Origin of the sequence: Streptomyces sp. NPDC001508, from assembly GCF_040298665.1 — a bacterium.
Lineage (GTDB): Bacteria > Actinomycetota > Actinomycetes > Streptomycetales > Streptomycetaceae > Streptomyces.
On sequence record NZ_JBEPAP010000073.1, the window covers coordinates 23,162 to 46,181 of the forward strand.

At 72.4% G+C, this 23,020-nt stretch carries 15 protein-coding genes; 6 read left to right on the forward strand and 9 right to left on the reverse strand.

What is annotated here, in order from left to right:
• The first annotated feature begins 462 nt into the window (after positions 1-462).
• The 3 genes from ABT245_RS39345 to ABT245_RS39355 all read left to right on the forward strand — a co-directional run bounded on the left by ABT245_RS39345 (position 463) and on the right by ABT245_RS39355 (position 7,496).
• Positions 463-5,403 carry an NAD-glutamate dehydrogenase gene (locus ABT245_RS39345; protein ID WP_351743881.1) on the forward strand — a complete coding sequence of 1,647 codons (4,941 nt, stop codon included), beginning with the start codon at positions 463-465 and terminating at the stop codon, positions 5,401-5,403.
• 151 nt (positions 5,404-5,554) lie between these two features.
• A complete protein-coding gene (locus tag ABT245_RS39350) occupies positions 5,555-6,031 on the forward strand; it encodes a GtrA family protein (protein ID WP_351743884.1) in 477 nt (158 codons plus the stop codon).
• Positions 6,012-7,496: a hypothetical protein gene (locus ABT245_RS39355; protein WP_502982276.1), complete on the forward strand. Its 1,485-nt coding sequence runs from the start codon at positions 6,012-6,014 to the stop codon at positions 7,494-7,496. Before ABT245_RS39350 ends, ABT245_RS39355 begins: the two co-directional genes overlap by 20 nt.
• A 319-nt stretch (positions 7,497-7,815) precedes the next feature.
• Here the strand turns inward: ABT245_RS39355 and ABT245_RS39360 are convergent, their stop codons facing one another.
• From ABT245_RS39360 to ABT245_RS39375, 4 genes are all read right to left on the reverse strand, one after another.
• Positions 7,816-9,477 (reverse strand): glycosyltransferase family 2 protein, encoded by a 1,662-nt coding sequence (locus tag ABT245_RS39360; protein WP_351743889.1) that lies wholly within the window; start codon positions 9,475-9,477, stop codon positions 7,816-7,818.
• Complete coding sequence (locus ABT245_RS39365; protein ID WP_351743892.1) at positions 9,474-11,669, reverse strand: CDP-glycerol glycerophosphotransferase family protein; 2,196 nt, start codon at positions 11,667-11,669, stop codon at positions 9,474-9,476. The genes ABT245_RS39360 and ABT245_RS39365 overlap by 4 nt, the downstream gene beginning before the upstream one ends.
• A 584-nt stretch (positions 11,670-12,253) precedes the next feature.
• Positions 12,254-13,129 carry an ABC transporter ATP-binding protein gene (locus ABT245_RS39370; RefSeq protein ID WP_351743895.1) on the reverse strand — a complete coding sequence of 292 codons (876 nt, stop codon included), beginning with the start codon at positions 13,127-13,129 and terminating at the stop codon, positions 12,254-12,256.
• Positions 13,122-14,036, reverse strand: a complete 915-nt coding sequence (locus tag ABT245_RS39375) for an ABC transporter permease (RefSeq protein ID WP_351743898.1) — start codon at positions 14,034-14,036, stop codon at positions 13,122-13,124. Before ABT245_RS39375 ends, ABT245_RS39370 begins: the two co-directional genes overlap by 8 nt.
• A gap of 184 nt (positions 14,037-14,220) precedes the next feature.
• On the opposite strand from ABT245_RS39375, the gene ABT245_RS39380 reads away from it, so the two are divergent.
• Positions 14,221-14,847, forward strand: a complete 627-nt coding sequence (locus tag ABT245_RS39380; RefSeq protein WP_351743901.1) for a TetR/AcrR family transcriptional regulator — start codon at positions 14,221-14,223, stop codon at positions 14,845-14,847.
• Positions 14,848-15,024: 177 nt separating this feature from the next.
• On the opposite strand, the gene ABT245_RS39385 is transcribed toward ABT245_RS39380, so the two are convergent.
• Positions 15,025-16,632, reverse strand: a complete 1,608-nt coding sequence (locus tag ABT245_RS39385) for a glycosyltransferase family 2 protein (protein ID WP_502982277.1) — start codon at positions 16,630-16,632, stop codon at positions 15,025-15,027.
• A gap of 6 nt (positions 16,633-16,638) precedes the next feature.
• A complete protein-coding gene (locus tag ABT245_RS39390; protein ID WP_351743904.1) occupies positions 16,639-17,901 on the reverse strand; it encodes a glycosyltransferase 87 family protein in 1,263 nt (420 codons plus the stop codon).
• A 172-nt stretch (positions 17,902-18,073) separates the two neighbouring features.
• Here ABT245_RS39390 and ABT245_RS39395 point away from each other — a divergent pair, with 172 nt between their 5' ends.
• The gene (locus tag ABT245_RS39395; protein WP_351743923.1) at positions 18,074-19,663 is read left to right on the forward strand and encodes a glycosyltransferase family 39 protein; all 1,590 of its coding nucleotides are present in this window, start codon (positions 18,074-18,076) and stop codon (positions 19,661-19,663) included.
• Between the two features lie 215 nt (positions 19,664-19,878).
• Here the strand turns inward: ABT245_RS39395 and ABT245_RS39400 are convergent, their stop codons facing one another.
• Positions 19,879-20,364 carry a MarR family winged helix-turn-helix transcriptional regulator gene (locus tag ABT245_RS39400; RefSeq protein WP_351743907.1) on the reverse strand — a complete coding sequence of 162 codons (486 nt, stop codon included), beginning with the start codon at positions 20,362-20,364 and terminating at the stop codon, positions 19,879-19,881.
• A gap of 130 nt (positions 20,365-20,494) precedes the next feature.
• On the opposite strand from ABT245_RS39400, the gene ABT245_RS39405 reads away from it, so the two are divergent.
• The gene (locus ABT245_RS39405; protein ID WP_351743910.1) at positions 20,495-20,908 is read left to right on the forward strand and encodes an organic hydroperoxide resistance protein; all 414 of its coding nucleotides are present in this window, start codon (positions 20,495-20,497) and stop codon (positions 20,906-20,908) included.
• Between the two features lie 318 nt (positions 20,909-21,226).
• Here the strand turns inward: ABT245_RS39405 and ABT245_RS39415 are convergent, their stop codons facing one another.
• Positions 21,227-22,501, reverse strand: a complete 1,275-nt coding sequence (locus tag ABT245_RS39415) for a hypothetical protein (protein WP_351743913.1) — start codon at positions 22,499-22,501, stop codon at positions 21,227-21,229.
• On the reverse strand, positions 22,498-23,020 hold a 523-nt coding region (locus ABT245_RS39420), incomplete at its 5' end, for a CDP-glycerol glycerophosphotransferase family protein (RefSeq protein WP_351743915.1). The genes ABT245_RS39420 and ABT245_RS39415, both read right to left, overlap by 4 nt.

Here is a 23,020-nt window from a genome sequence, read left to right on the forward strand (position 1 = left end):
TGGGTGGATACGTCGGTGGTGACCGGTTCGGGGCTGTGCAGAACGTCAAAGTTTGGCGCTCGGTTTTGTACACATACGGCTCATGACGAGCCCGGGGTGAGGAGCGATAGCCTTGTGGCGTGATCAGCGCGATAGTTCGCGGGGGCACCGTTGTCGCCCCTGCCCTGCGCCCGAAGAGCACGGACGACATCCGTGACCGGGTGGCGGTCGCTGGTCCTCGTGGGCGGGAGCGGGGCGCAAGGACCCCCAAGGCCCCACGCACATCCCCGGTCACGACGCGATGGAGAGCAGCGTCACACCCGTCGGGTGCGTGGATATTGGCCGAATACCCCCCCTTCATCTCACCTTGCGGCATAGCGTCGGAGACAACCGGACACCCCGGGCTGTGGCGTTACGCCGGAGGGGAAGAGACCGTACTTCCTTCTACGTCACGCAACGGCGCGCGACAGGAGCCAGAGGACAATGCAGACCAAGCTGGACGAAGCCAAGGCCGAGCTGCTCGAACGGGCCGCCCGGGTAGCTGAGAACAGTCCGGTCGGGGGGCACCTACCGACCGGGACGACGGACGAGGGCATCTTGGACCATGAGTCCGTGCTCGCTTTCCTCCAGCGCTACTACCTGCACACCGCCCCGGAGGACCTCGGCGACCGCGACCCGGTCGATGTCTTCGGAGCCGCGGTCTCCCACCACCGGCTGGCCGAGAACCGCCCGCAGGGCACGGCCAACGTCCGGGTCCACACCCCCACCGTCGAGGAGAACGGGTGGACCTGCAGCCACACCGTCGTGGAAGTCGTCACCGACGACATGCCCTTCCTCGTCGACTCCGTCACCAATGAGCTGACCCGGCAGGGGCGCGGCATCCATGTCGTCATCCACCCGCAGTTCGTCGTCCGGCGGGACCTCACGGGCAAGCTCATCGAGGTCCTGGCCGAACCGCCCACCGGCGACCTCCCGCACGACGCGCACATCGAGTCCTGGATCCACGTCGAGATCGACCGTGAGACCGACCGCGCCGATCTGAAGCAGATCACCGCCGATCTGCTGCGCGTCCTGTCCGACGCCCGTGAGGCCGTCGAGGACTGGGAGAAGATGCGGGAAGCGGCGCTGCGCATCGCCGAGGGCCTGACCGAGGAGCCGGTGCCCGCCGATCTGCCCGGACCCGAGGCGCAGGAGGCCCGCGAGCTGCTGCGCTGGCTGGCCGCCGATCACTTCACCTTCCTCGGCTATCGCGAGTATCAGCTGCACGGGGACGACTCCCTGGCCGCCGTGCCCGGCACCGGACTCGGCATCCTGCGCTCCGACCCGCATCACTCCGCCGAGGAGGGCCATCCGGTCAGCCCGTCCTTCGAGCGGCTTCCGGCCGACGCCCGGGCCAAGGCCCGCGAACACAAGCTGCTGGTGCTGACCAAGGCCAACAGCCGGGCCACGGTGCACCGGCCGTCGTACCTCGACTACGTCGGCGTCAAGAAATTCGACAAGGCCGGCAATGTCGTGGGCGAGCGCCGCTTCCTGGGCCTGTTCTCCTCGGCCGCCTACACCGAGTCGGTGCGCCGCGTGCCCGTCATCCGGCGCAAGGTGGACGAGGTGCTCAAGGGCGCCGGGTTCTCGCCCAACAGCCACGACGGACGCGACCTGCTGCAGATCCTGGAGACCTACCCGCGCGACGAGCTGTTCCAGACGCCCGTCGACGAGCTGCGCTCCATCGCCACCTCCGTGCTGTATCTGCAGGAACGCCGGCGGCTGCGCCTCTACCTCCGCCAGGACGAGTACGGGCGCTACTACTCCGCGCTGGTCTATCTGCCCCGCGACCGCTACACCACCGGCGTCCGGCTGCGGATCATCGACATCCTCAAGGAGGAGCTGGGCGGCACCAGCGTCGACTTCACCGCCTGGAACACCGAATCGATTCTCTCCAGGCTGCACTTCGTCGTCCGGGTCCCGCCGGGCACCGAGCTGCCCGAGCTGTCGTACACGGACCGGGAGCGGATCGAGGCCCGGCTGGTCGAGGCCGCCCGCTCCTGGGCCGACGGGTTCGCCGAGGCGCTGAACGCCGAGTGCGGCGAGGAGCGCGCCGCCGAGCTGCTGCGCCGCTACAACAACGCCTTCCCCGAGGGCTACAAGGCCGATCATCCCCCACGCGCGGCGGTCGCCGACCTGGTCCACCTGGAGCGGCTGAGCGACGAGGCGGGCAACGACTTCTCGCTCAGCCTCTACGAGCCGGTCGGGGCCGCACCCGACGAGCGCCGGTTCAAGATCTACCGCAAGGGCGCCGCGATCTCGCTGTCCGCGGTGCTGCCGGTCCTCAACCGGCTCGGCGTCGACGTCATCGACGAGCGGCCCTATGAGCTGCGCTGCACGGACCGTACCGCCTCCTGGATCTACGACTTCGGCCTGCGCATCCCCAAGTCCCCGGGCGGTGTCAACGGCGACTACCTGGGCGACGACGGCCGCGAGCGCTTCCAGGACGCGTTCGCCGCGACCTGGACGGGCAAGGCGGAGAACGACGGCTTCAACGCCCTCGTGCTCGGCGCCGGACTGACCTGGCGGCAGGCGACGGTGCTGCGCGCGTACGCCAAGTATCTGCGGCAGGCCGGCTCCACCTTCAGCCAGGACTACATGGAGGACACCCTCCGAATGAACGTCCACACCACCCGGCTGCTCGTCTCGCTCTTCGAGGCGCGGATGGCGCCGGAGCGCCAGCGCGCCGGGCACGAACTGGTCGATGCCCTGCTCGAAGAGGTCGAGGCCGCCCTCGACCAGGTGGCCAGCCTCGACGAGGACCGCATCCTGCGCTCCTTCCTCACCGTCATCAAGGCGACGCTGCGCACCAACTTCTTCCAGGACGCGGGCCGTGGCCGGCCGCACGACTACGTGTCCATGAAGTTCGACCCGCAGGCCATCCCGGATCTGCCGGCGCCGCGCCCGGCGTACGAGATCTGGGTGTACTCGCCGCGCGTCGAGGGCGTGCATCTGCGTTTCGGCAAGGTCGCGCGCGGTGGTCTGCGCTGGTCCGACCGGCGTGAGGACTTCCGCACCGAGATCCTCGGCCTGGTCAAGGCGCAGATGGTGAAGAACACCGTCATCGTGCCGGTGGGCGCCAAGGGCGGCTTCGTCGCCAAGCAGCTGCCGGACCCGAGCGTGGACCGGGACGCGTGGCTGGCCGAGGGCATCGCCAGCTACAAGACGTTCATCTCGGCGCTGCTCGACATCACCGACAACATGGTCGCCGGCGAGGTCGTGCCGCCGGAGGACGTCGTGCGGCACGACGGGGACGACACCTATCTGGTGGTCGCGGCCGACAAGGGCACGGCGACGTTCTCCGACATCGCCAACGAGGTCGCCCAGTCCTACCACTTCTGGCTCGGTGACGCCTTCGCCTCCGGCGGCAGCGCGGGCTACGACCACAAGGGCATGGGCATCACCGCCCGCGGCGCCTGGGAGTCGGTGAAACGGCACTTCCGCGAGCTGGACGTCAACACGCAGGCGGAGGACTTCACGGTCGTCGGCGTCGGCGACATGTCCGGCGACGTGTTCGGCAACGGCATGCTGCTGAGCGAGCACATCCGGCTGGTCGCCGCCTTCGACCACCGGCACATCTTCATCGACCCGGAGCCGGACGCGGCCGTCTCCTACGCCGAGCGCCGCCGGCTGTTCGAGCTGCCCCGTTCCAGCTGGGCCGACTACAACACCGGGCTGCTGTCGGCGGGCGGCGGGATCTTCCCCCGTACCGCGAAGGCGATCCCGGTGAACGCGCACATCCGCGAGGCCCTGGGCATCGAGCCCGGCGTCTCCAAGCTGACCCCGGCCGACCTGATGAAGGCGGTCCTGAAGGCGCCGGTCGACCTGCTGTGGAACGGTGGCATCGGCACATACGTCAAGTCGAGCGGCGAGTCCAACGGTGACGTCGGCGACAAGGCCAACGACGCCATCCGCGTGGACGGCCAGGATCTGCGGGTCAAGGTCGTCGGCGAGGGCGGCAACCTGGGCCTGACCCAGCTGGGCCGCATCGAGTTCGCCGCGCACGGCGGAAAGATCAACACCGACGCGATCGACAACAGCGCCGGTGTGGACACCTCGGACCACGAGGTGAACATCAAGATCCTGCTCAACGGCCTGGTCACGGACGGCGACATGACGGTCAAGCAGCGCAACAAGCTGCTCGCCGAGATGACCGACGAGGTCGGCGCCCTGGTGCTGCGCAACAACTACGCGCAGAACACGGCGATCGCCAACGCGCTGGCCCAGTCCAAGGACATGCTCCACGCCCAGCAGCGGTTCATCCGCCATCTGGTGCGCGCGGGCCATCTGGACCGGGCGCTGGAGTTCCTGCCGACCGACCGGCAGATCCGCGAGCGGCTGGGCCAGGGACAGGGCCTGACGAGCCCGGAGACGGCCGTCCTGCTGGCGTACACGAAGATCACGGTCGCCGAGGAGCTGCTGCACACCTCGCTGCCGGACGACCCGTATCTGCGCGGCCTGCTGGACACCTACTTCCCGAAGGCGCTGCGCGACCGGTTCCCGGAGCGGATCGGCAGCCACCCGCTGCGCCGTGAGATCACCACGACCGTGCTGGTCAACGACACGGTGAACACGGGCGGTACGACCTATCTGCACCGGCTGCGCGAGGAGACCGGCGCCTCGCTGGAGGAGATCGTCCGGGCGCAGACCGCGGCCCGCACGATCTTCCGTTCGGCGCCGGTGTGGGACGCGGTGGAAGACCTGGACAACAAGGTCGAGGCGGCCGTGCAGACCCGGATCCGGCTGCACTCGCGCCGCCTCGTCGAGCGCGGCACGCGCTGGCTGCTGAACAACCGGCCGCAGCCGCTGGAACTCGCCGAGACCGTCGCCTTCTTCGCCGAGCGGGTCGAGCAGGTCTGGCAGCAGCTGCCGAAGCTGCTGCGCGGCGCGGACCTGGAGTGGTACCAGCACATCTACGACGAGCTGACCGGCGCCGGCGTCCCCGACGAACTGGCGACCCGCGTGGCCGGGTTCTCCTCCGCGTTCCCGACGCTGGACATCGTCTCCGTGGCCGACCGCATGGGCCGCAAGCCGCTGGATGTCGCCGAGGTGTACTACGACCTCGCCGACCGCCTCGCCATCACCCAGCTGATGGACCGGATCATCGAACTGCCCCGCGCGGACCGCTGGCAGTCCATGGCCCGCGCCTCCATCCGCGAGGACCTGTACGCGGCGCACGCCGCGCTCACCGCGGACGTCCTGGCCGTCGGCAACGGCACCTCGACGCCCGAGCAGCGGTTCAAGGCCTGGGAGCAGAAGAACTCGGCGATCCTGAGCCGGGCCCGCACCACCCTGGAGGAGATCCGCGGCTCGGACTCCTTCGACCTGGCCAACCTGTCGGTGGCGATGCGGACGATGCGGACGCTGCTGCGCACGCACTCGTAGGCGGCGCGGCCCGCACCGCCGTACGGCGCACAGGGCGCCCCGGACCGTACACGGCCCGGGGCGCCCCGTTTTCTTGCCGACACCTGGTCAAAACCGAGCAGTGAATTTACCGTTTCCTGCTAATCGGGATGTGTCGGATATGGTCTGCGGTGTGACAGTGAATCTCACCGAAGCCCCTCCGGCCCCGGCCCTGCCCGCCGCCCCCGCCCGGCCGGTCGCGCGCGTCGTACTGGAAGTCGTGAAATTCGGGATCGTCGGCGGCAGCGGTGTCCTGGTCAATTTCCTGGTCTTCAATCTGCTGCTGCACGGCCTGCGTTGGCCGGCGATGACCGCGACGGTGCTGGCCAGCTGTATCGCCATGGCCACGAATTACATCGGCTTCCGCTTTTTCACCTATCGGGACCGGACGCGGCGCACCCGTCGGCAAATCGTACTGTTCTTCGTTTTCAGCGGGCTCGGTGTGGTCATGGAAAGCGGCCTGTTCTGGTTCGGATATCACGGCCTCGGGCTGCACGGCCCGTTCGAATCCAATGCCGTCAAGGCGCTGTCGATCGTCCTCGCCTCCGCCTTCCGTTTCCTCGTGTACCGCACCTGGGTGTTCCAGCAGGATGCGCGCCGCGCGGTCTGACGCCGGTACGGTGACGGCCGGCCGGGCCCTGCCGGGGGCCGCCGCCGCGCTCGTCCTCGTCCTGCTGCTCCTCGTGATCGTCCGCCTGCCCTGGGCGGGCGATCTCGGCATGCACGCGGCGACCGTGGAACGGCTCAGGCACAGTCTGCTGCACCCCGGCAATCCGCTGGTCGACGCGGACACGCCGAGCCCCTACTACTCGCCGTGGACGCTGGTGCTGGGCGTCATCGCCAAGGCCACTGGGCTGTCGGTGTTCGTCGTGCTGCGCATCGGTGCGCTCACCGGACTTGCCCTGCTGGTCACGGGGGTGTGGCGGTATGTGCGCACGCTGAGCGGCCATCCGGCGGCGCCCGCGCTCGCGGTGCTGTGTCTGCTGTTCCTGTGGGGGCCGCTGCCGCTCAACTGGAGCGGCTTTCTCGGGCTGAACTCCCTCGCGCTGACGGTTTCCTATCCGAGCGTGTTCGCGCTCGGGCTGTCCTTCCACTTCTGGGCGTGGCTGACGCGGGCGCTGCGCGCGGACGCCGGGTGGCGGACATGGCTGGGGCTCGGGGCGCTGTGGGCGCTGATCCTGCTGGTCCACCAGTTCTCCGGGGTCGTGGCGTCGCTCGGGGCGCTTGCCGCGGTCGTCGCCGCGCGGCCGGGCCGGCAGGCGCTGTTGCGGCTGGGCGCGGGGCTGCTGCTGGGGCTGGCGGTGCTGTGGGCGTGGCCGTACTACGACTTCTTCGCGCTGTTCTCGGCCGGTGCGGATCTGGAGGCCGTGCACCGGCCGCTCTACCAGCATCTGCCGGGCCGGTTCGGACTGGTGCCGCTCGGTCTTGTGGCGCTGGGGCTGCGCGGGTGGCGGGACCGGTGGGACCCCCTGGTGATCTTCTTCGTGCTGGGGGCGGTGGTGTTCGCGGCGGGCGGGGTGAGCGGGCACTACTCGTGGGGCCGGGCGCTGCCGGCGGCGCTGATCCCGGCGCAGCTCGCGGCCGCCCTCGAAGCGGTCTCGGCCGGGCGGCGGGCGCTGCGGACGGCATGGGCGTGCGGGCTCGGCGTCGTACTGCTGGTGGGGGCCTGGGCCCAGGTGGGCACCGTGGGGTACGTGGTGGGGCGGGCCGCGCTGCCCGGGGTGATCGCGGCGAAGTACCGGGCGCCCTGGGCGGGTTACCGGTGGATCACCCCCTGGGTGAAGTACGGGGATGTGGTCATGGCGCGCACCTTTCCGGCGCGGCAGATCCCGGCGTACGGGGCGTACACGGTCGCGCCCGGATACCCGGATGTGTTCCTGGCCGACGCCGGCCGGCGGGACGAGGCCGTGCGCCGCTATTTCGCCACCGGGACCTCGGACGGGGTGCGCGACGCGATCGTGCGGAAGTACGGGGTGCGGTGGGTGGTGGGCCGGTCGTCCGACGGGGTACGGGACCCCGGACTGCGGAAAGTCGCCCAGGGCCCGGCCGGCCAGACACTGTACGCCGTACGCTGAACGCCGGGTTCACACGCCATGCGTCGGGCGAGGAAGCACGCGGGACGGCAGGCGTGGCGGGGCTGTCCCGCTTGTGCCGAGGGGCACGCCGGGCGGGGGCTGTGGGTGGGGTGGGTCAGGTGGAGTGAGTACGCCGGGTGGCGAGTGTGGACGGGTTGCGTGGAGCCAAGCGGCACGTCGGGTGCGGGCCTGGCGAGGCTGTCTCGATCGAGCCGAGGGGCACGTCGGGCCGGAGTTGTGGGTGCGGTGGGTGGGGTGGCATGCCGGGGGCGGGGGAGTGTTTCGGGAGGCCGGGTGGCGGGTGGGGGCCGTGTGGGGGTCAGTGCAGGGCGGTTGTCAGTAGGCGGGCCGCGCGGCGTACCGGCGGGCGGTTCAGCCGGTGTAGCAGTGGGCGGGTCAGATGGCTTGTCACGCCCGTGGGGCGCCAGCGGATCTGTAGCCGGCCGGGGTTGCGGCCCTCCGGTTCGACGGTGAGGTCGTGCGGGGCGGCGCCGGAGCGGTAGCCGACGCGGGTGGTCAGGGCGGGGAAGGACAGCGGGGCCAGCAGCAGGGACGTATGGGCCAGCCCCTGGTGCTCGATGCGCAGCAACGGGTGGCGGACGCCGGCGAATCCGTGCAGCGGGACGGGGGCCGTCGCCAGGTCGAGCCGGACCTGGCCCTCGAAGACGCCCGGGCGGACCGGGGTGAGCCGGAACGGGGCCGTGAGGCGGCGCCGGCCGGGGGCCAGCAGCAGGGCCGCCCGCTGCGGGCCGACCGGAAGCCGCAGCCCGGGGTCGTAAGTGCGGATCCGCAGGCTCAGGCCGGCACCCGGTTCGGGCGTCAACTCCACTATCTCGTGCCGGAACTGGGCGCTCGGGAACGGGCGGGAGTCCAACTCCAGGTCACTCACGTCCAGTTCACGCCGGGACCAGGCGGCCGTCGGAATCCGCTCGCCCCAGTAGGTGCCGCCCTCCGGGTCCGCCGTCACCCGCCGCGGGGCTACGGGGTGCCCCAGTCCGCGTGCGGCGAGCCGGGCCTCGGACAGCCGGCCCTCGCGGACCAGTTGGAGGACCACCCGCTCCGGGCGGGGCAGGCGGGCGAACGCGCCGGGCGCGAGCGTCGAGACGTAGGGGACGGTGATCTCCGCGAAGGCCCGCAGCCAGTCCTCGTCCCGGTAGGGCAGATCACCGGCGTACATCCGGAAGTCGTGTTTGAGGAACTTGTAGTCCTTGTCCTCCCGCAGTGCCGCGTGGCCGCTGTCCGTCAGGAAGGCGTCGATGAGCCGCTGCACATGGATGCGGTCGCGGACGTTGTCCAGCTTGTGCCGCTGGTTGGAGATGGACGCCGAGCCGGCCGCAGCGTACGGCGCTATGTACCAGAGGTACACCGGTTCCGGAATGATCGTGAACGCCTTCGCCAGGCAGTACGCCTGCGCCGAGAACAGCTGGTCCTCGTAGTGGATGCCCTCGGGGAAGCGCAGGTCGTGCCGGTCCAGGAACGCCCGGGCGTACATCTTGCTCGTCGACAGGTGCTCGAAGAAGAGACGCGGATCGTCCTCGATGCCCTCCAGGGTGCGGCGTGCGGCGACCAGGTGCGGCATCCATGTCGAGCGGCGGCCCCCGTCGACCCGTATCCGGCGCACCGCGCCCATCGCGAAGTCGATCTCCCGTTCACGGTGTGCGGCCAGCAGCAACTCGACGGCGTCCTGCGGGAGTTCGTCGTCGCTGTCCAGGAACGTCAGATACGGCGCCCGGGCGGTCTCCAGGGCCCGGTTGCGCGGGGCGCTGCATCCGCCGCTGTTGCGGTCCAGCCGCAGACAGCGGATGCGATCGTCCTGCGCGGCGAGCGCGCGTGCCACGAACGGGGTCTCGTCGGTGGAGTGGTCGTCGCTGATGATGATCTCGATGTTCGCGTGGGTCTGCCGGCGCAGCGAGGCCACCGCTCTCGGCAGCCGTGCCGCGTCGTTGTAGACGATCACCGTCACCGTGACGTCGGGGGTCATGCCGTTGCCTCCTCGGGGCTCGGTGCGGGGGTGCGGTCCGCCAGCGGGACCACCGGGGGCAGCGCCTGCTCGTTCTCGCCCAGGAACACCCGGCGGACGACCCGTTCGGCGGCGTGCCCGTCGTCGTACTCGCAGAAGCGGCGCCGGAAGACGGCGCGCGCCTTCGCCGCGGCCTCGTCCCGCCACGCGCCCGAGGCGAACACCTCCGCCAGGTCCTCCTGGGTGCGGGCCACCTGGCCGGGGGCCTCGGCCATCAAATCGAAGTAGACCCCGCGGGTGGTCGCGTAGGTCTCCCAGTCGTCGGCGTAGATCACGATCGGGCGGTCGAGGTTGGCGTAGTCGAACATGATCGACGAGTAGTCCGTGACGAGTGCGTCGGCGGCGAGGCACAGCTCCTCCACGGGGTCGTAGGAGGAGACGTCGATGATCCGGCCGGTGCGGCGCAGGCCGGTCAGGGCGGCGGCCGTGTCGTAGAAGTAGTGGGCGCGCACCAGCAGCACCGTGTCGTCGCCGAGCCGGTCGGCGAGGGCGGCGAGGTCGAGGCGGGGGGTCCAGCCGGCCTCGTAGTCGCGGTGCGTGGGGGCGTACAGGACGGCGGTCCGGCCCGGGGCGATGCCGAGGCGGCCGCGGACCGCGCGGACGTCGGCGGCGCCGGCGCGGTAGTAGACGTCGTTGCGCGGATAGCCGTAGTCCAGGGAGGTGTAGCGGGACGGGTAGGCGCGCTCCCACATCCGGGTGGAGTGGCTGTTGGCCGAGACGCTGTAGTCCCACTTGTCGACGCGGGCGAGCAGGGCGGCGAAGTCCATGCCCTGGGCGGCGGTCGGGTGCCGCATCTGGTCCAGGCCCATCCGCTTGAGCGGGGTGCCGTGGTGGGTCTGGAGGTGGATCGCGTCCGGGCGTTTGACCACCGCGTTGGGGAAATTGACGTTGCTGGTCAGGTACTTGGCGGTGGCCAGCACCTCCCAGTAGCGGCGGGTGCCGGGGACCACGTGGTCGGTGCCGGGCGGCAGCAGCGGGGCGTTGTCCTTCGTCACCACCCACACCGGGTGGATCCATGGGGCGCGCCGGGCCAGTTCGGCGGCGATGGCGGCCGGGTTGCAGGCGACTCCGCGGTCCCAGTAGGCGGAGAAGACCGCCAGATCGGGGTCCACCCGGCGGCCGAGGGACCGGCGGTACTGCTGGTCGCGGAGTTTCGCGCCCAGCCGGCGCCGGTGGGTCCGCGCCGCGGTCCGGGCCGCCCGGCGGGTGCGGTTGGCGGCCTGGAAGGCGCGGTACTTGGTGTACGCGCCCTCTTCGAGGAGGCCGCGGCGTACGCCTTCGAGGCCGCCCGGGCGGCGGTGGCCCGGCGGGCGGTGGCGGACGGCCGCCAGGGAGGCCCGGCGGAAGAACTCGCGGGCCACCGGATCCGGCAGGTCCTCGCGGGCGAAGGTGCGCAGCAGGTCGCGGACCATGACGTCGTAGAGGACCGCGCGGGTGGTGGCGGGGCGGTCCTGGGCGAGGGTGAGGAGCGCCTCGTAGCGGTCCACGAGGGCGTAGCGCTGCTCGGCGGTGACGGGCGGCAGGCTCTCGGGGCGCGGCACGCGGTGCTCGTACCCGACCTGGTTCAGACAGGCGATGCGGCGCGCGGCCAGCAGGGCGGCGTACGCGGTGTACGCCTCGTCGCCCGCGGTGAGCCGTTCCTCGTGGGCCCGCCAGAAGTCGGCGCGCAGTACGCGGGTGCCGAGCAGCGGGGTGAGCCGCAGCAGGTCCGCGGCGTCGTCGAGGGCCAACTCGGCGCGGCCGGCCCGGGCCAGCAGCCGGCCGTCCGCCGGGCGGGTGCCGGCGGTACGCCAGGTGCTGCGGACATGGTCGAGGAGCAGCACGTCCACGGTGTCCGGGAGTTCGGCGGCGCGTTCGGCGACCGTGCGCACGGCGCCCGCTGGCAGGCCATCCGCGGCGCGCACGAAGTGCAGCCAGCGGCCGGTCGCCCGCGCGGCCCCCACCGCGCGGGCCGCCGCGTCGCCCGTGCCGTCCGGCAGGGGCACCACCACCGTCTGGGGGGTGTGCCCCTCGGCCGTCCGACGGGCCCAGTCGCCGACCGCGGCCACGATCACCTCGGTGTCCGGCAGGGGGCGCGCGGCCAGGGAGTCGAGCAGTTCGGCCAAGTGCCCCCGGGCGTCGGGGCCGTGGACGATGACGCTCAGCTCGGGCATCGGGTGGACTCCTTCGCCTCGTCGTCTCCAGGCCGCACCTTTCAGGTCATAGTGCCACCGATCGGAAGAAGGAGACGGCCCGGGTTGCGCCGGCCGTGGGTCGGGGGTGTACCGGTCGTGGGTCGGGGGGCGCGCCGACCGTGGGCGGGGAGGTGCACTGGCCGTGGGTCGGCGGGCGCACCGGTCGTGGGCCAGGGGGTCGTCGGTCGTGGGTCGGGCGGGCGCACCAGCCGTGAATCGGAGGGTGCACCAGCCGTAGGCCGGGAGGTGCGCCGACCGTGGGTCCGGCGGGCGCACCGGTCGTGGGTCGGGGGTTGTGCCAGCCGTAGGCCGGGAGGTGCACCGGTCGTGGGCCAGGGGGTCGTCGGTCGTGGGTCGGGCGGGCGCACCAGCCGTGAATCGGAGGGTGCGCCGACCGGGAGCCGGGAGGTGCACCAGCCGTAGGCCGGAAAGTGCGCCAGCCGTGGGTCGGAGGGCGCACCAGCCGTAGGCCGGGAGGTGCACCAGTCGTGGGCCGGGGGTTGCGCCGACCGTGGGCCTGGGGGTGCGCCGGCCGTGGGTCCGGCGGGTGCGCCGGTCGTGGGTCAGGAGGGCAGGGCGATCTTTGTGTCCTGTGTGGGCACCGGTGCCTTCTTCTGCGGCTTCGGCGCGGCCTTGGCCGGTTTCTTCGGGGCCTTGTCGCCGGTGAACGCCTCGTACTCCTTCATGACCTCCTCCGTGGGCCCGTCCATTCGCAGCTCACCGCGCTCCAGCCACAGGACCCGCTCGCAGGTGTCGCGGATCGACTTGTTGTTGTGGCTGACGAGGAACACCGTGCCCGCGTGCCGGCGCAGCTCGCGGATGCGGGCCTCGGAGCGCTTCTGGAAGGACCGGTCGCCGGTCGCCAGCGCCTCGTCGATCAGCAGGACGTCGTGGTCCTTGGCGGCGGCGATGGAGAAGCGCAGCCGGGCCGCCATGCCGGAGGAGTAGGTGCGCATCGGGAGGGTGATGAAGTCGCCCTTCTCGTTGATGCCGGAGAAGTCGACGATCTCCTGGTAGCGGTCCTTGATCTGCTCACGCGACATGCCCATGGCGAGGCCGCCGAGGAAGATGTTGCGCTCGCCCGTCAGGTCGTTCATCAGGGCCGCGTTGACGCCGAGCAGCGAGGGCTGGCCGTCGGTGTAGATGTGGCCGTTCTCCACCGGGAGCAGGCCCGCGACGGCCTTCAGCAGGGTCGACTTGCCGGAGCCGTTGGTGCCGATCAGCCCGATGGCCTCGCCCTTGTACGCGACGAACGAGACCTTCTTGACCGCGTGCACCTTGCGCACGCCGGCCGCCTTCTCGGTCTGCTTGCGGCGCAGGATGCGGTTGAGCGCGGCGGTCGCGGTGCCGCGGCCCGTGCCGGTGCCGTTGACCCGGTAGACGATGTCGACGCGGTCGGCGACGACGGTGGGGATGTCGGAGTTCACGTTCTCAGCCACGGCCGTAGGTCTCCTCAGCCTTCCAGAAGTAGATGAAGCCGCCGACGCCGACGAGCAGCGACCAGCCGGCCGCCACCGCCCACACATGCGGGGGCAGCTGGCTCGCGTGGAAGCTGTCGATCAGCGCGAACCGCATGAGGTCGATGTAGACGGCGGCCGGGTTGGCCTCCAGCAGGGTGGTCACCGCCCGCGGCAGATCGTTCTTGGTGGCCAGCTTGTCGATGCTCCACATGACGCCGGAGACATACATCCAGGTCCGCAGCACGAACGGCATCAGCTGGGCGATGTCCGGGGTCTTCGCGCCCATCCTCGCCATGATCATCGACATGCCGGCGTTGAAGGTGAACTGCAGGACCAGCGCGGGCACCGCAAGCACCCAGGAGGCCGCGACGGGCACGCCGAAGCACAGCAGGATGACGACCAGCGCGGCCATCGAGAACAGCAGCTGCTGGAGCTGCTGGATACAGAAGGAGATCGGCAGGGCGGCCCGCGGGAAGTGCAGGGCGCGGACGAGACCGAGGTTGCCGGAGATCGCCCGGGTGCCCGACATGATCGAACTCTGGGTGAAGGTCCAGATGAACACGCCCGTCACCAGGAACGGGATGTAGTCCGGGACGCCGTGCTTGGTACCGAGCAGCACACCGAAGATGAAGTAGTAGACCGCCGCGTTGAGCAGCGGGGTCATGACCTGCCAGAGCTGGCCGAGCTTCGCCTGGCTGTACTGCGCGGTGAGCTTGGCGGTGGAGAAGGCGGCGATGAAGTGGCGCCGTGCCCACAGCTGGCGGATGTACTCGGGCAGGGTGGGGCGGGCGCCGCTGACCGAGAGCCCGTACCGGGCGGCGAGCGCCGCGGGGTCGTCGTCGGCCGGGGCCGTCGTCGGAGGCGGTGTGTGGAGGACCTGGCTCACATCCGCTGCTTTCGCTCGGGGGTGGGGGTGGTGCGTCCGGGCGGTGGTCCGGCCCTCCGTGTTTCCTTGCAGTTCTCTTCACGTTCTCTTACGTCGGGACGGGACCGTATCGTCGCAACGTGAGCGTAGGACGTTTGGACGTCGGAACGCAACCGTTTCGTCGTAACGCCCTATGCTGGACGCCATGACGACGAATGCCGACGAGCCCGGCGCGCGGCCCCGCCGACGGACGCCCGCCGGCGCCGCCGTCCTGCGCGAGGACGTGACCGAGGCCATCCGCGCCGCCGTCTTCGAGGAACTCGCGTCCGTCGGGTACGCCCGGATGTCCATCGAGGGCATCGCGCGCCGGGCGGGCGTCGGCAAGACCGCCGTCTACCGCCGCTGGCGGTCCAAACTGCACCTGGTCCTCGATGTGGTCTCCGCGGTCGCGGTGATGGGGCTGCCGGCGCCGGACACGGGCTCCCTGGAGGGCGATCTGCGGCTGCTCTACGAGGTGACGTCCCGCGCCCTGCGCCACCCCGTGGCCTCGCAGATCATCCCGGACCTCCAGGCCGAGGCCGCGCGCAACCCGGAGATCGCCGAGGCCATGCAGAAGGCGCTGCGGGACGGGCAGGAAAGCGTCGCCAGCACGATCATTTCGGCGGCGGAGCGGCGGGGTGAGATCCGGTCCGGGGTCGACCGTGAACTGGCGCTCGATCTGATCTCCGGGCCCCTGTACTGGCGGTCGGTGGTCATCCGCAGTCCGAAGCTCCCCAAGGGGTATCTGGCGTCGCTCACCCGTGCCACCGCGCAGGCCCTGCGGGCGCTGTGACCGGCTTCCTGGCCCGGCCCGGCGTTCGTCCGCGGCGGTGTTGCGGTTTTTGCGCAGTTCCCCGCGCCCCTTTTTCTTAGCTAGGGGGCGCGCTTCGGGTGCGGGCCGTCGTTCGGGTGCGGGAGCGTTGGGGCTTGTCGCGCAGTTCCCCGCGCCCCTATCGCTATCGGGGCGGAGTCAGTGGAGTCGGCGGTGTAGGCGGGCTTGGGTGATTGAGAGGGCGCCGCGTGCGCCCGGTGCGATGCGTAGGGCCAGGGCGCCGGAGTGGGTGGCGTACGGGTGGATCAGCAGGACGCCGTGCCGGGCGCTCGGCAGGGCGCGGCGGCGCAGCAGCCCGGCGCCCATGACCGCGTGCGCCGTCATGTCGCGGTGCGCGCCGTCGGCGAAGCGGACGCACAGCCGCAGATCCCAGGTGCCCGCGCCGAGCCCGTACGGCGCGACCGGCACCGCGGCCGACCAACCGCCGTCGGGCGCGGGCGTGAACGCGGTGGTGCGGCGCTGGGCCGGGCGCCCGTCCGCCCGGGACCGCCACTCCGTCGCCACCTCGGTGGGGCCCGCCCGCGCCACCCGCCCGTACAGCTCGTGCAGACGCAGCCGCAGCAGGGTGGTACGCGCGCGTGGACGCAGTTCCGCGTCGACGGCGAGCGGCAGGCGGCGGGTGGGCCGGGTCAGGAGCGGAGCGAGGCCGACCCCGGGCAGGTCGTCGGACCAGACGGGCGTGCCGTCCGGGCCGCGGGCGTACGGCGGGCACAGCCGGGCCGGACGGGCGGCCAGCTCCTTGAGGCGGCCCAGGTCCCGCGGCCGCGGGGACGCCAGGACCACCCGTGCGAGCAGTCGGCCGGGCGCGGTCGGATCGCGCTCCCAGTCGGCCGGCTCGTACTGCTCCAGATGCGCCCGGGTGTGCGCCCACCACGCGCGCCGGTAGTCCGGGTCGCGCAGCTCCAGTTCGCCCGCGTACATGCGCAGTTCGTGGTCGAGGAACTTGGCCCGTGCCGCCCGTGCCAGGTCCTTGTGCCCGGCGCCCAGCAGGATGTCGTGGGCCAGCGCGCAGGCACGGGTGCGCGCCTGCCAGTTGCCGATGTCCGCCCGGTCGAGGGAGAGCGACAGCCGGTCGGCGGCGCGCCGCACGTGCCACACGTACACCGGGTCGGGCACCAGGGCGACGCGCGGCGCGGCGGCCAGCACGCGCGCGGTGAACACGAAGTCCTCGTAGAGGAAGCGGCCTTCGGGGAACCGGATGCCGTGCTCACGCAGGAAACCGGTGCGGTAGAGCTTGTTGACGCACAGCGTGTCGTGGACGAGCCGGGGGCGCAGGGAGGGGTCCGCGACGACGGCGTGCGCCGCGTACAGGGACTCCTGCCAGGGGCGTTCGCGTCCGGACGGCAGTTCGCGGCGCACGCACAGGCCGCCGGCCACCTCCGCGCCCGCCTCCGTCGCCGCCCCGAGCAGCGCGGCCACCGCGCCGGCGGGCAGTACGTCGTCGCTGTCCAGGAACATCACGTACGGGGACGTCACCGCGTCCAGACCGTCGTTGCGGGGGCTGCCGCAGCCCCCGCTGTTGACCGTTCGGCGCACCACCGTCAGCCGGGGATCGCCCGCGGCCAGCCGGGCCAGCAGCTGGGGACTGCCGTCGGTGGAGCAGTCGTCCACGGCGACGACCTGCCGCACGGCGGGCCCCTGCGCGAGTGCGGACCGGACCGCGTCCGACACATGGGCCGCGTCGTTGTAACCGATGACGACGACGCTCGCCCCCGTGGGCCGCGGAGTCGGGGGAATGTCCGTGATCTCTCCTCAGGAGGTGCTCAGTGCCCGCTGCGGAACACGCTCGCGGCCGGTCGGGGAGCCGACGGCGGTCGCGGCCGGCGCGGGCAGCGGCCGGGTGGCGCGCCACAGCCGGACGAGGCACAGCCCGGCGGCGGCCACCAGCAGGCCGTTGCGCAGCAGCATCAGCAGGGAGCCGGTCCAGGTGCAGTGGATGACCTCGCCGTACATCGTGGGATACACCACGGCGCTGACCGCGCTCGCCGCCACCACCAGCGCAGCGACCGGGCGCTGGGTGGTGTGCCGTGAGGTCAGGCAGACCGCGGCCAGGCCGAGCAGCCAGACCATGTACTGCGGGCTGATGACCCGGCTGGTGATCGTGAACAGCAGCACGGCGCACAGGGCGGCGTCGAACGGGGTCGCCTCGTTCCAGCGCCGGGCCCGCACCCGCCACAGCAGCAGGACGCAGCAGGCGGCGGCCGTGAGCGCGAGGGAGACCCCGGCGACCGCGGAGACGTGCGGGCCGGTGAACTCCATCGCGCCGTACCGGTACCGGACCCGGCCGGACCAGCCGGCGTGCCGGGCCAGGCTGAGGGCCGTGCCGCCCAGGGACTCGATCTGCACGCCCCGGCCGCTCTGCTGGCGCAGGAAGGACAGGGGCTCGGCGAACAGGAGCGCGAACAGCCCGAGGGCGACGGCGCCGGTCCCGGCGGCCCACGTCCACGCGGACCGTGTCGGCCGCTTCCGGGGGGTGCCCAGCAGCACCAGCACCGGCCACACCTTCACCAGCGCGCCCAGCGCCGCGAACGTCCCGCACGCGCGTGTGGAGCGTGACAGCGACAGCAGGGAGATGACGGCGAGGGCGGTGACCTGGATGTCGTACCGGGCCAGCGGGAGGTGCAGCAGCAGCGGCAGGCCGCCGGTCCACAGCGCCGCCCCGAGCAGGCTGCGGCCCGGCCGTGTGCCCGCGCGGGCCAGCGCCAGCGCGATCACCGCGTCGGCGGCGAGCGTGAGGGCCACGAACGCCTGGAAGTACGTCAGTCCCGGCAGCAGCCCCGGTGCCAGCAGCACCGCGCCCGCGCCCGGCGGGTACTGCCACAGCGTGTCGTGCGCCGGGAAGGCGCCGTGCGACAGAAGCCCGTACCAGTGGAAGTACAGGCGCCACACCTCGCGGGCCACCGCGCCCCGGCCGAGGAGCGGCGCGGTGTCGTGCGCGAGCAGCCACAGCATCAGCGCGCGGGTGGTCAGCCAGAGGGCGGCGAGGGACATGAGGGTGAACTGACGGCGGTTCATCACCAGGGAGCGTAAGCCGCACGGATGGTGTATTCATGCCGATACGCCGCCATTGATCGGCAAAGGTTGGCTAATCGCAAGAGATCGGACCGTGGTGAACATCGGGCGTCTGCTGATCCGGCCGTCGAGCCGTGTCCGTCGTGCCGCGGTCGTGGCCGTCCCCGCGAGTGTCATGCTCGTGCTCGGGCTGTGGGGGCTGGACCGCGGCGGCATGTGGCGCGACGAGGCCGTCACCTTCCAGGTCGCGCGCCGCTCGGTCCCGCAGATCTGGCGGCTGCTGCACGACGTGGACGCGGTGCACGGGCTGTACTACCTGGTCATGCATGCCGTCCTCGCCCTCCGTCCCGGCGAGGTGCTGCTGCGGCTGCCCTCGGTGTGCGGCGCGGCGGCGGCCGCGGCACTGGTCGCCGCGCTCGGCGCCCGGCTGGTCAGGCCGCGGGTCGGGCTGTGGGCCGGGCTGCTGTACGCCGTCACGCCGATGGTCGGCCACTACGCCCAGGAGGGCCGCTCGTACGCGCTGGTCGCGGCCGGCGCCGCGGGCGCGACGCTGCTGCTCGTACGGGCGGTCGGCGAGCCCCCCGGTCCGGGCGGACCCGGCGGGCGGGGCGGGGACGGGGCCGGCTGGCGGGGGCGGGTCGGCCGGGTCTGGTGGGCGTACGGCGCGGTCCTGGGCGTCACCTGTCTGCTGCACGAGTTCGCGGTCCTGCTGCTGCTCGCCCACGCCGTGACGCTGGCGCTGGCACGCGTGGCACGCGGGGTGTGGGGCCGCTGGGCGGGTGCGGCCGGGGCCGTCGTCCTCGCGCTGCTGCCGATGGTGCTCGTCTCGCACGCGCAGTCCGCGCAGGTCGCCTGGTTGCGGCAGCCCGGTCTGGACAGCGCCCAGGCCCTGCTGCGGGCGTTCACGGGGCCGACGCCCGCGGTGTACTGGACCTGTCTGGCGCTCGCGGCGGTGGCGCTGACCCGGCTGTTCGGCCAGCGCGGCGAGATCACCTGTGCGGCGGTCGCGCTGCCGCTCGCGGTGGTGCCGCCGGTGACGCTGATGCTGGTCTCCCGGTTCTCCCCGCTGTACGTCGACCGCTATGTGCTGTACGCGCTCGCCGGGGCGCCGCTGCTGGTGGCCGCCGGGGCGGACCGGGCGGCCGGGTGGCTGGGGCGCGCGGGGACCCGGTGGCTGGGGCGCGTAGGAGCCGGGTGGCTGGGGCGCTCGCGGGCCGGCTCACCGCTGCTCGCCCTCGCCGGCGCACTCGCCGTCGCCGTGGCGCTCGTCCATCAGCTCCCGTTGCTGCGCGCGGACCGCTCCGCGGACCACCGCCCCGACAACCTGGCCGCCGTCTCGCGCGTGGCGGCCCGTGAACTGCGTCCGGGCGACCCGGTGTTGTTCGTGCCGGGGCAGGCGCGGGCCACCGCGCTGGCGTATCCGGCGGGGTTCCGCGGAGTGCGGGACGTGGCCCTCGCGACGGGGGCGCCCGCGTCGGGGACGCTGTACGGCACGGAGGTGGACGCGAAGGCCCTGCGGCGCAGGCTCGCGGGGCTCGACCGGGTGTGGGTCGTCGCCGACCGGTACGCCGTGGAGCGCCCCGGCCACCCGCGCAACCCCCTCGACCGACTCAAACTCTCCGTCGTCACACAGGAGTTCGCGTTGCGTGAGCAGTCGGTGCGGGGTCGCGTGCTGCTACGGCTCTATGTCCGTCGCACGCTCGCCACCGACCCGCCGACGGCGCCGGCGGGCCCACCGGCATCGCGACGCCCGGGGCGTTGGTGAGCCGGCCCAGTCGCCGACGCGGTCGCTGGTCTGGGCGGGGGTGGACAGGGTTGCGGCGGGTGCCATGTCCGTGCCCCTATCGGTGTGGCGCCGGTGGCTCCTCCGGCGCTGCGGCGTCCGGGGCGTTGGTGAGCCGGCCCAGTCGCCGGCGCGGTCGTTGGTCTGGGCGGGGGTGGACAGGGTCGGGGAGGGGTGCCATGTCCGTCGCACGCCCGCTATCGGGGTGCCGGTGGGTCCTCCAGTACCGCGGTGTCCAGTGCGCTGGTGAGGTGGTCCAGTCGCTCGCGTAGCTCGTTGATCTCGGCGGGGTCGAATCCGGTCGCGGCGGCGATGCGGCGCGGTACCCGAAGCGCCCGCTCGCGCAGCGCCGCGCCCTGTTCGGTCAGCCGTACATCCACCGACCGCTCGTCGCGCGCGCTGCGCTCCCGCCGCACGAGACCGGCCGCCTCCAGCCGCTTGACCAGGGGCGACAACGTCCCCGAGTCGAGCCGCAGCAGTTCGCCCAGCTTCTTGACGGGCAGGTCGCCCCGCTCCCACAGCACCAGCATCACCAGGTACTGCGGGTAGGTGAGCCCGAGGTCCTTGAGGAGCACCCGGTAGACGCCGTTGAAGGCGCGGGACGCGGCGTGCAGGGAGAAGCAGATCTGGCGGTCCAGGCGGAGCCAGTCCGTCTCGGCGACGGAGGTCTCGGTGGCGGTCATGCCCTCAGGATAGCTCCGGCGAGGCCATTTAGTTGTGTGCAATTTAATTGTGTGCTCTACTTGTGGTCGTGAGGGCGGCAGGGCCAGAGCCGCCGGAACACGAACGCGACTTCAAGAGGGATGGTTTTCCATGGACGCGCTCTACACCGCCGTCGCCACCGCCACCCACGGCCGCGAGGGCCGCGCCGTCTCCTCCGACGGCCGGATCGACCTCGCCCTGGCCGTGCCGGCGGAGATGGGCGGCAACGGCCAGGGCAGCAACCCGGAGCAGCTCTTCGCCGCCGGCTACGCGGCCTGCTTCGGCGGCGCCCTCGGCGTCGTCGGCCGCCAGGCCAAGGTGGACGTCAGCGATGCCGCGGTGACCGCCGAGGTCGGCATCGGCAAGCAGGGCGAGGGCTTCGCCCTGAAGGTGACCCTGCGGATCGAGCTGCCCGACACCGTCGACGCGGACACCGGCCGCAAGCTGGTCGAGCAGGCCCACCAGGTGTGCCCCTACTCCAACGCCACCCGCGGCAACGTCCCGGTGGAACTCGTCATCGAGTGAACCGGGGGAACCGGGCCGGCCGCGCCGCCGCCTCCCCCCGACCGACCCGTGCCAGCACCTCCCCGGTGGCCCGGCTCCACGCCACCACCACGGCCTCCTCCGGCACCCGCTGCCGCCGCGTCAGCAGCGGCCGGCGCACCCGGGAGCAGGCCGAAGAGCTGGTAGGGGCTCGGTCGCCGGACACGGCCGGCGGGCGGCGCGGTGGCCCCGCGCACGGGGCGCGGGACCAGAACGCCGATGGTCACCGGAGCGCCGGGACACGAACGAGGCGGGGCATTTGCCGAGTGTTCCCGCCCGGATCAGCGGCTTTGCCGCCGCTCACCTCATCGAGTGAGCCGGCCGTCGGCCGGGCCCCTGCGCGGGCAGCGGCAGCGTCCGCCGGAGCACCGGCTCCAGCAGCAGCGGCACCCCGACCACCGGCAGCAGCCAGGCCAGCACGATCAGCCGTTCGCCCCAGATGTTGATGTCCGGATGGCCCGCCTGGGTGAGGAGCCCGGTGGCCGCGGCGGCCAGCAGGAAGCAGCCGAACGCGGGCCGCCGCAGCGCACCCCACAGCCCGGCCGCCAGCGCCGCCGCGAACAGCGGCTGCCCCGCCTGCCGCCGCGCCCACTCCAGCCAGAAGTTGCCCTGAAGATGCAGGAACTCCGGCCACGGGTGGGCCCGGTCCGGCCGGGCGAAGTGATCGGTGAGCAGGTCCTGCAAGCTCTCGGACTCGGCCGGATAGTGCAGCAGCCGCGCCAGCAGCACGGTGCCCAGCGCCGCACAGCACCCCACCACGGTGATCGCCACGACCCCGCGCCCCGGTGCTCGCCCGCGCCGCCGCCGCAACACGACGACCGTCGTTCCCGCGACGGCCAGGGTCAGCCCGAGGAACAGCGACTGGGAGTGCTTGACCGTGAACAGCGCGAGCAGCCCGCCGCCGGCCAGGGCCGTGCCCGCCCCAACCCGGCCGGTCAGCGCCAGCGCACACCCCCACACCGCGGCCAGGGTCAGCGCCAGCATCAGGCCCTCCGTCATCGGCCGCATGGCCGTCGTGCCGCAGGGCAGGACGTAGTACAGCGCCTGCCCGGTCAGCGCGAGCGGCACGGACACCGCCAGGGTGCGCAGAATCAGGAAGACGAGGACACCGCCCGCCACCGCGACGAGCACGCTCGCCGTCCACACGCCCCAGGTCACGCCGAGTGTCGTGACGAACGGCAGCAGGAACACCGGGTAGCCGGGCCGCACCTCGAAGATCCGCTTGAGCCGGGGCTTCATGAACGGCGGGATGTGCCCGTCCGTCTGCCCGGCCGCGAGCCGCCGCTCCACCCGCCCCAGTGCGTCGGCCCGGCACTCGGCGACCACCCGGGAGGTGGGATCCGGCCGGTGGAAGCGCACCACGTCCACGCTCTGGCCGCGCCGGGTGAGCGAGGCCCGGCCCGCGCAGGTCCAGTCGATGGTGGCCGCCGCGGCCTCCCGTTTGCCCGCGCCGCCCAGCGTCAGCGCGTACGCCACATAGTTCTTCGAGTCGGGGGTGTCCCGGCCGGTGACGCACGCGAACTGGAGCAGCGCGAACACGGCGGCCAGCAGCAGCACCCAGGTGCGCGCCCTCATGTCGACGCCAGCAGGTCGCGGCCGGCGGCCGGGCCGGGCACCCGGACGGCATCGGGCTCGGGCATGGTCCCGCCGAGCAGCAGCGTCCGTACGACGCGTTCGGCGGCCCGTCCGTCGTCGAACTCGCAGAAGCGGGAGCGGAATCGGTCCCGGCGCCGGGCCGACTCGGCGTCCCGCCAGCGCCCGGAGGCGAACAGCGCGGCCAACTCCTCGTAGGAGTGCGAGACATGGCCGGGTGCTTCGGCGGTGATGTCGAAGTAGGCGCCGCGGCTCGCGGTGTAGGCCGGCCAGTCGTCGGCGTGGACGACGATCGGCCGGTCGAGGTTGGCGTAGTCGAACATCAGGGCGGAGTAGTCGGTGACCAGGGCGTCGGCGGCGAGCATCACCTCCTCGGCGTGCGGTTCGTCCGTGGCGTCCACGACCACGCCGCGCCGGTGCAGTTCGGCGAGGCCCAGCCCGCGGGCGGGGCCGGTGGCGAGTGAGGGGTGCAGGCGGACGACGAGGGTGTGGTCGTCGCCC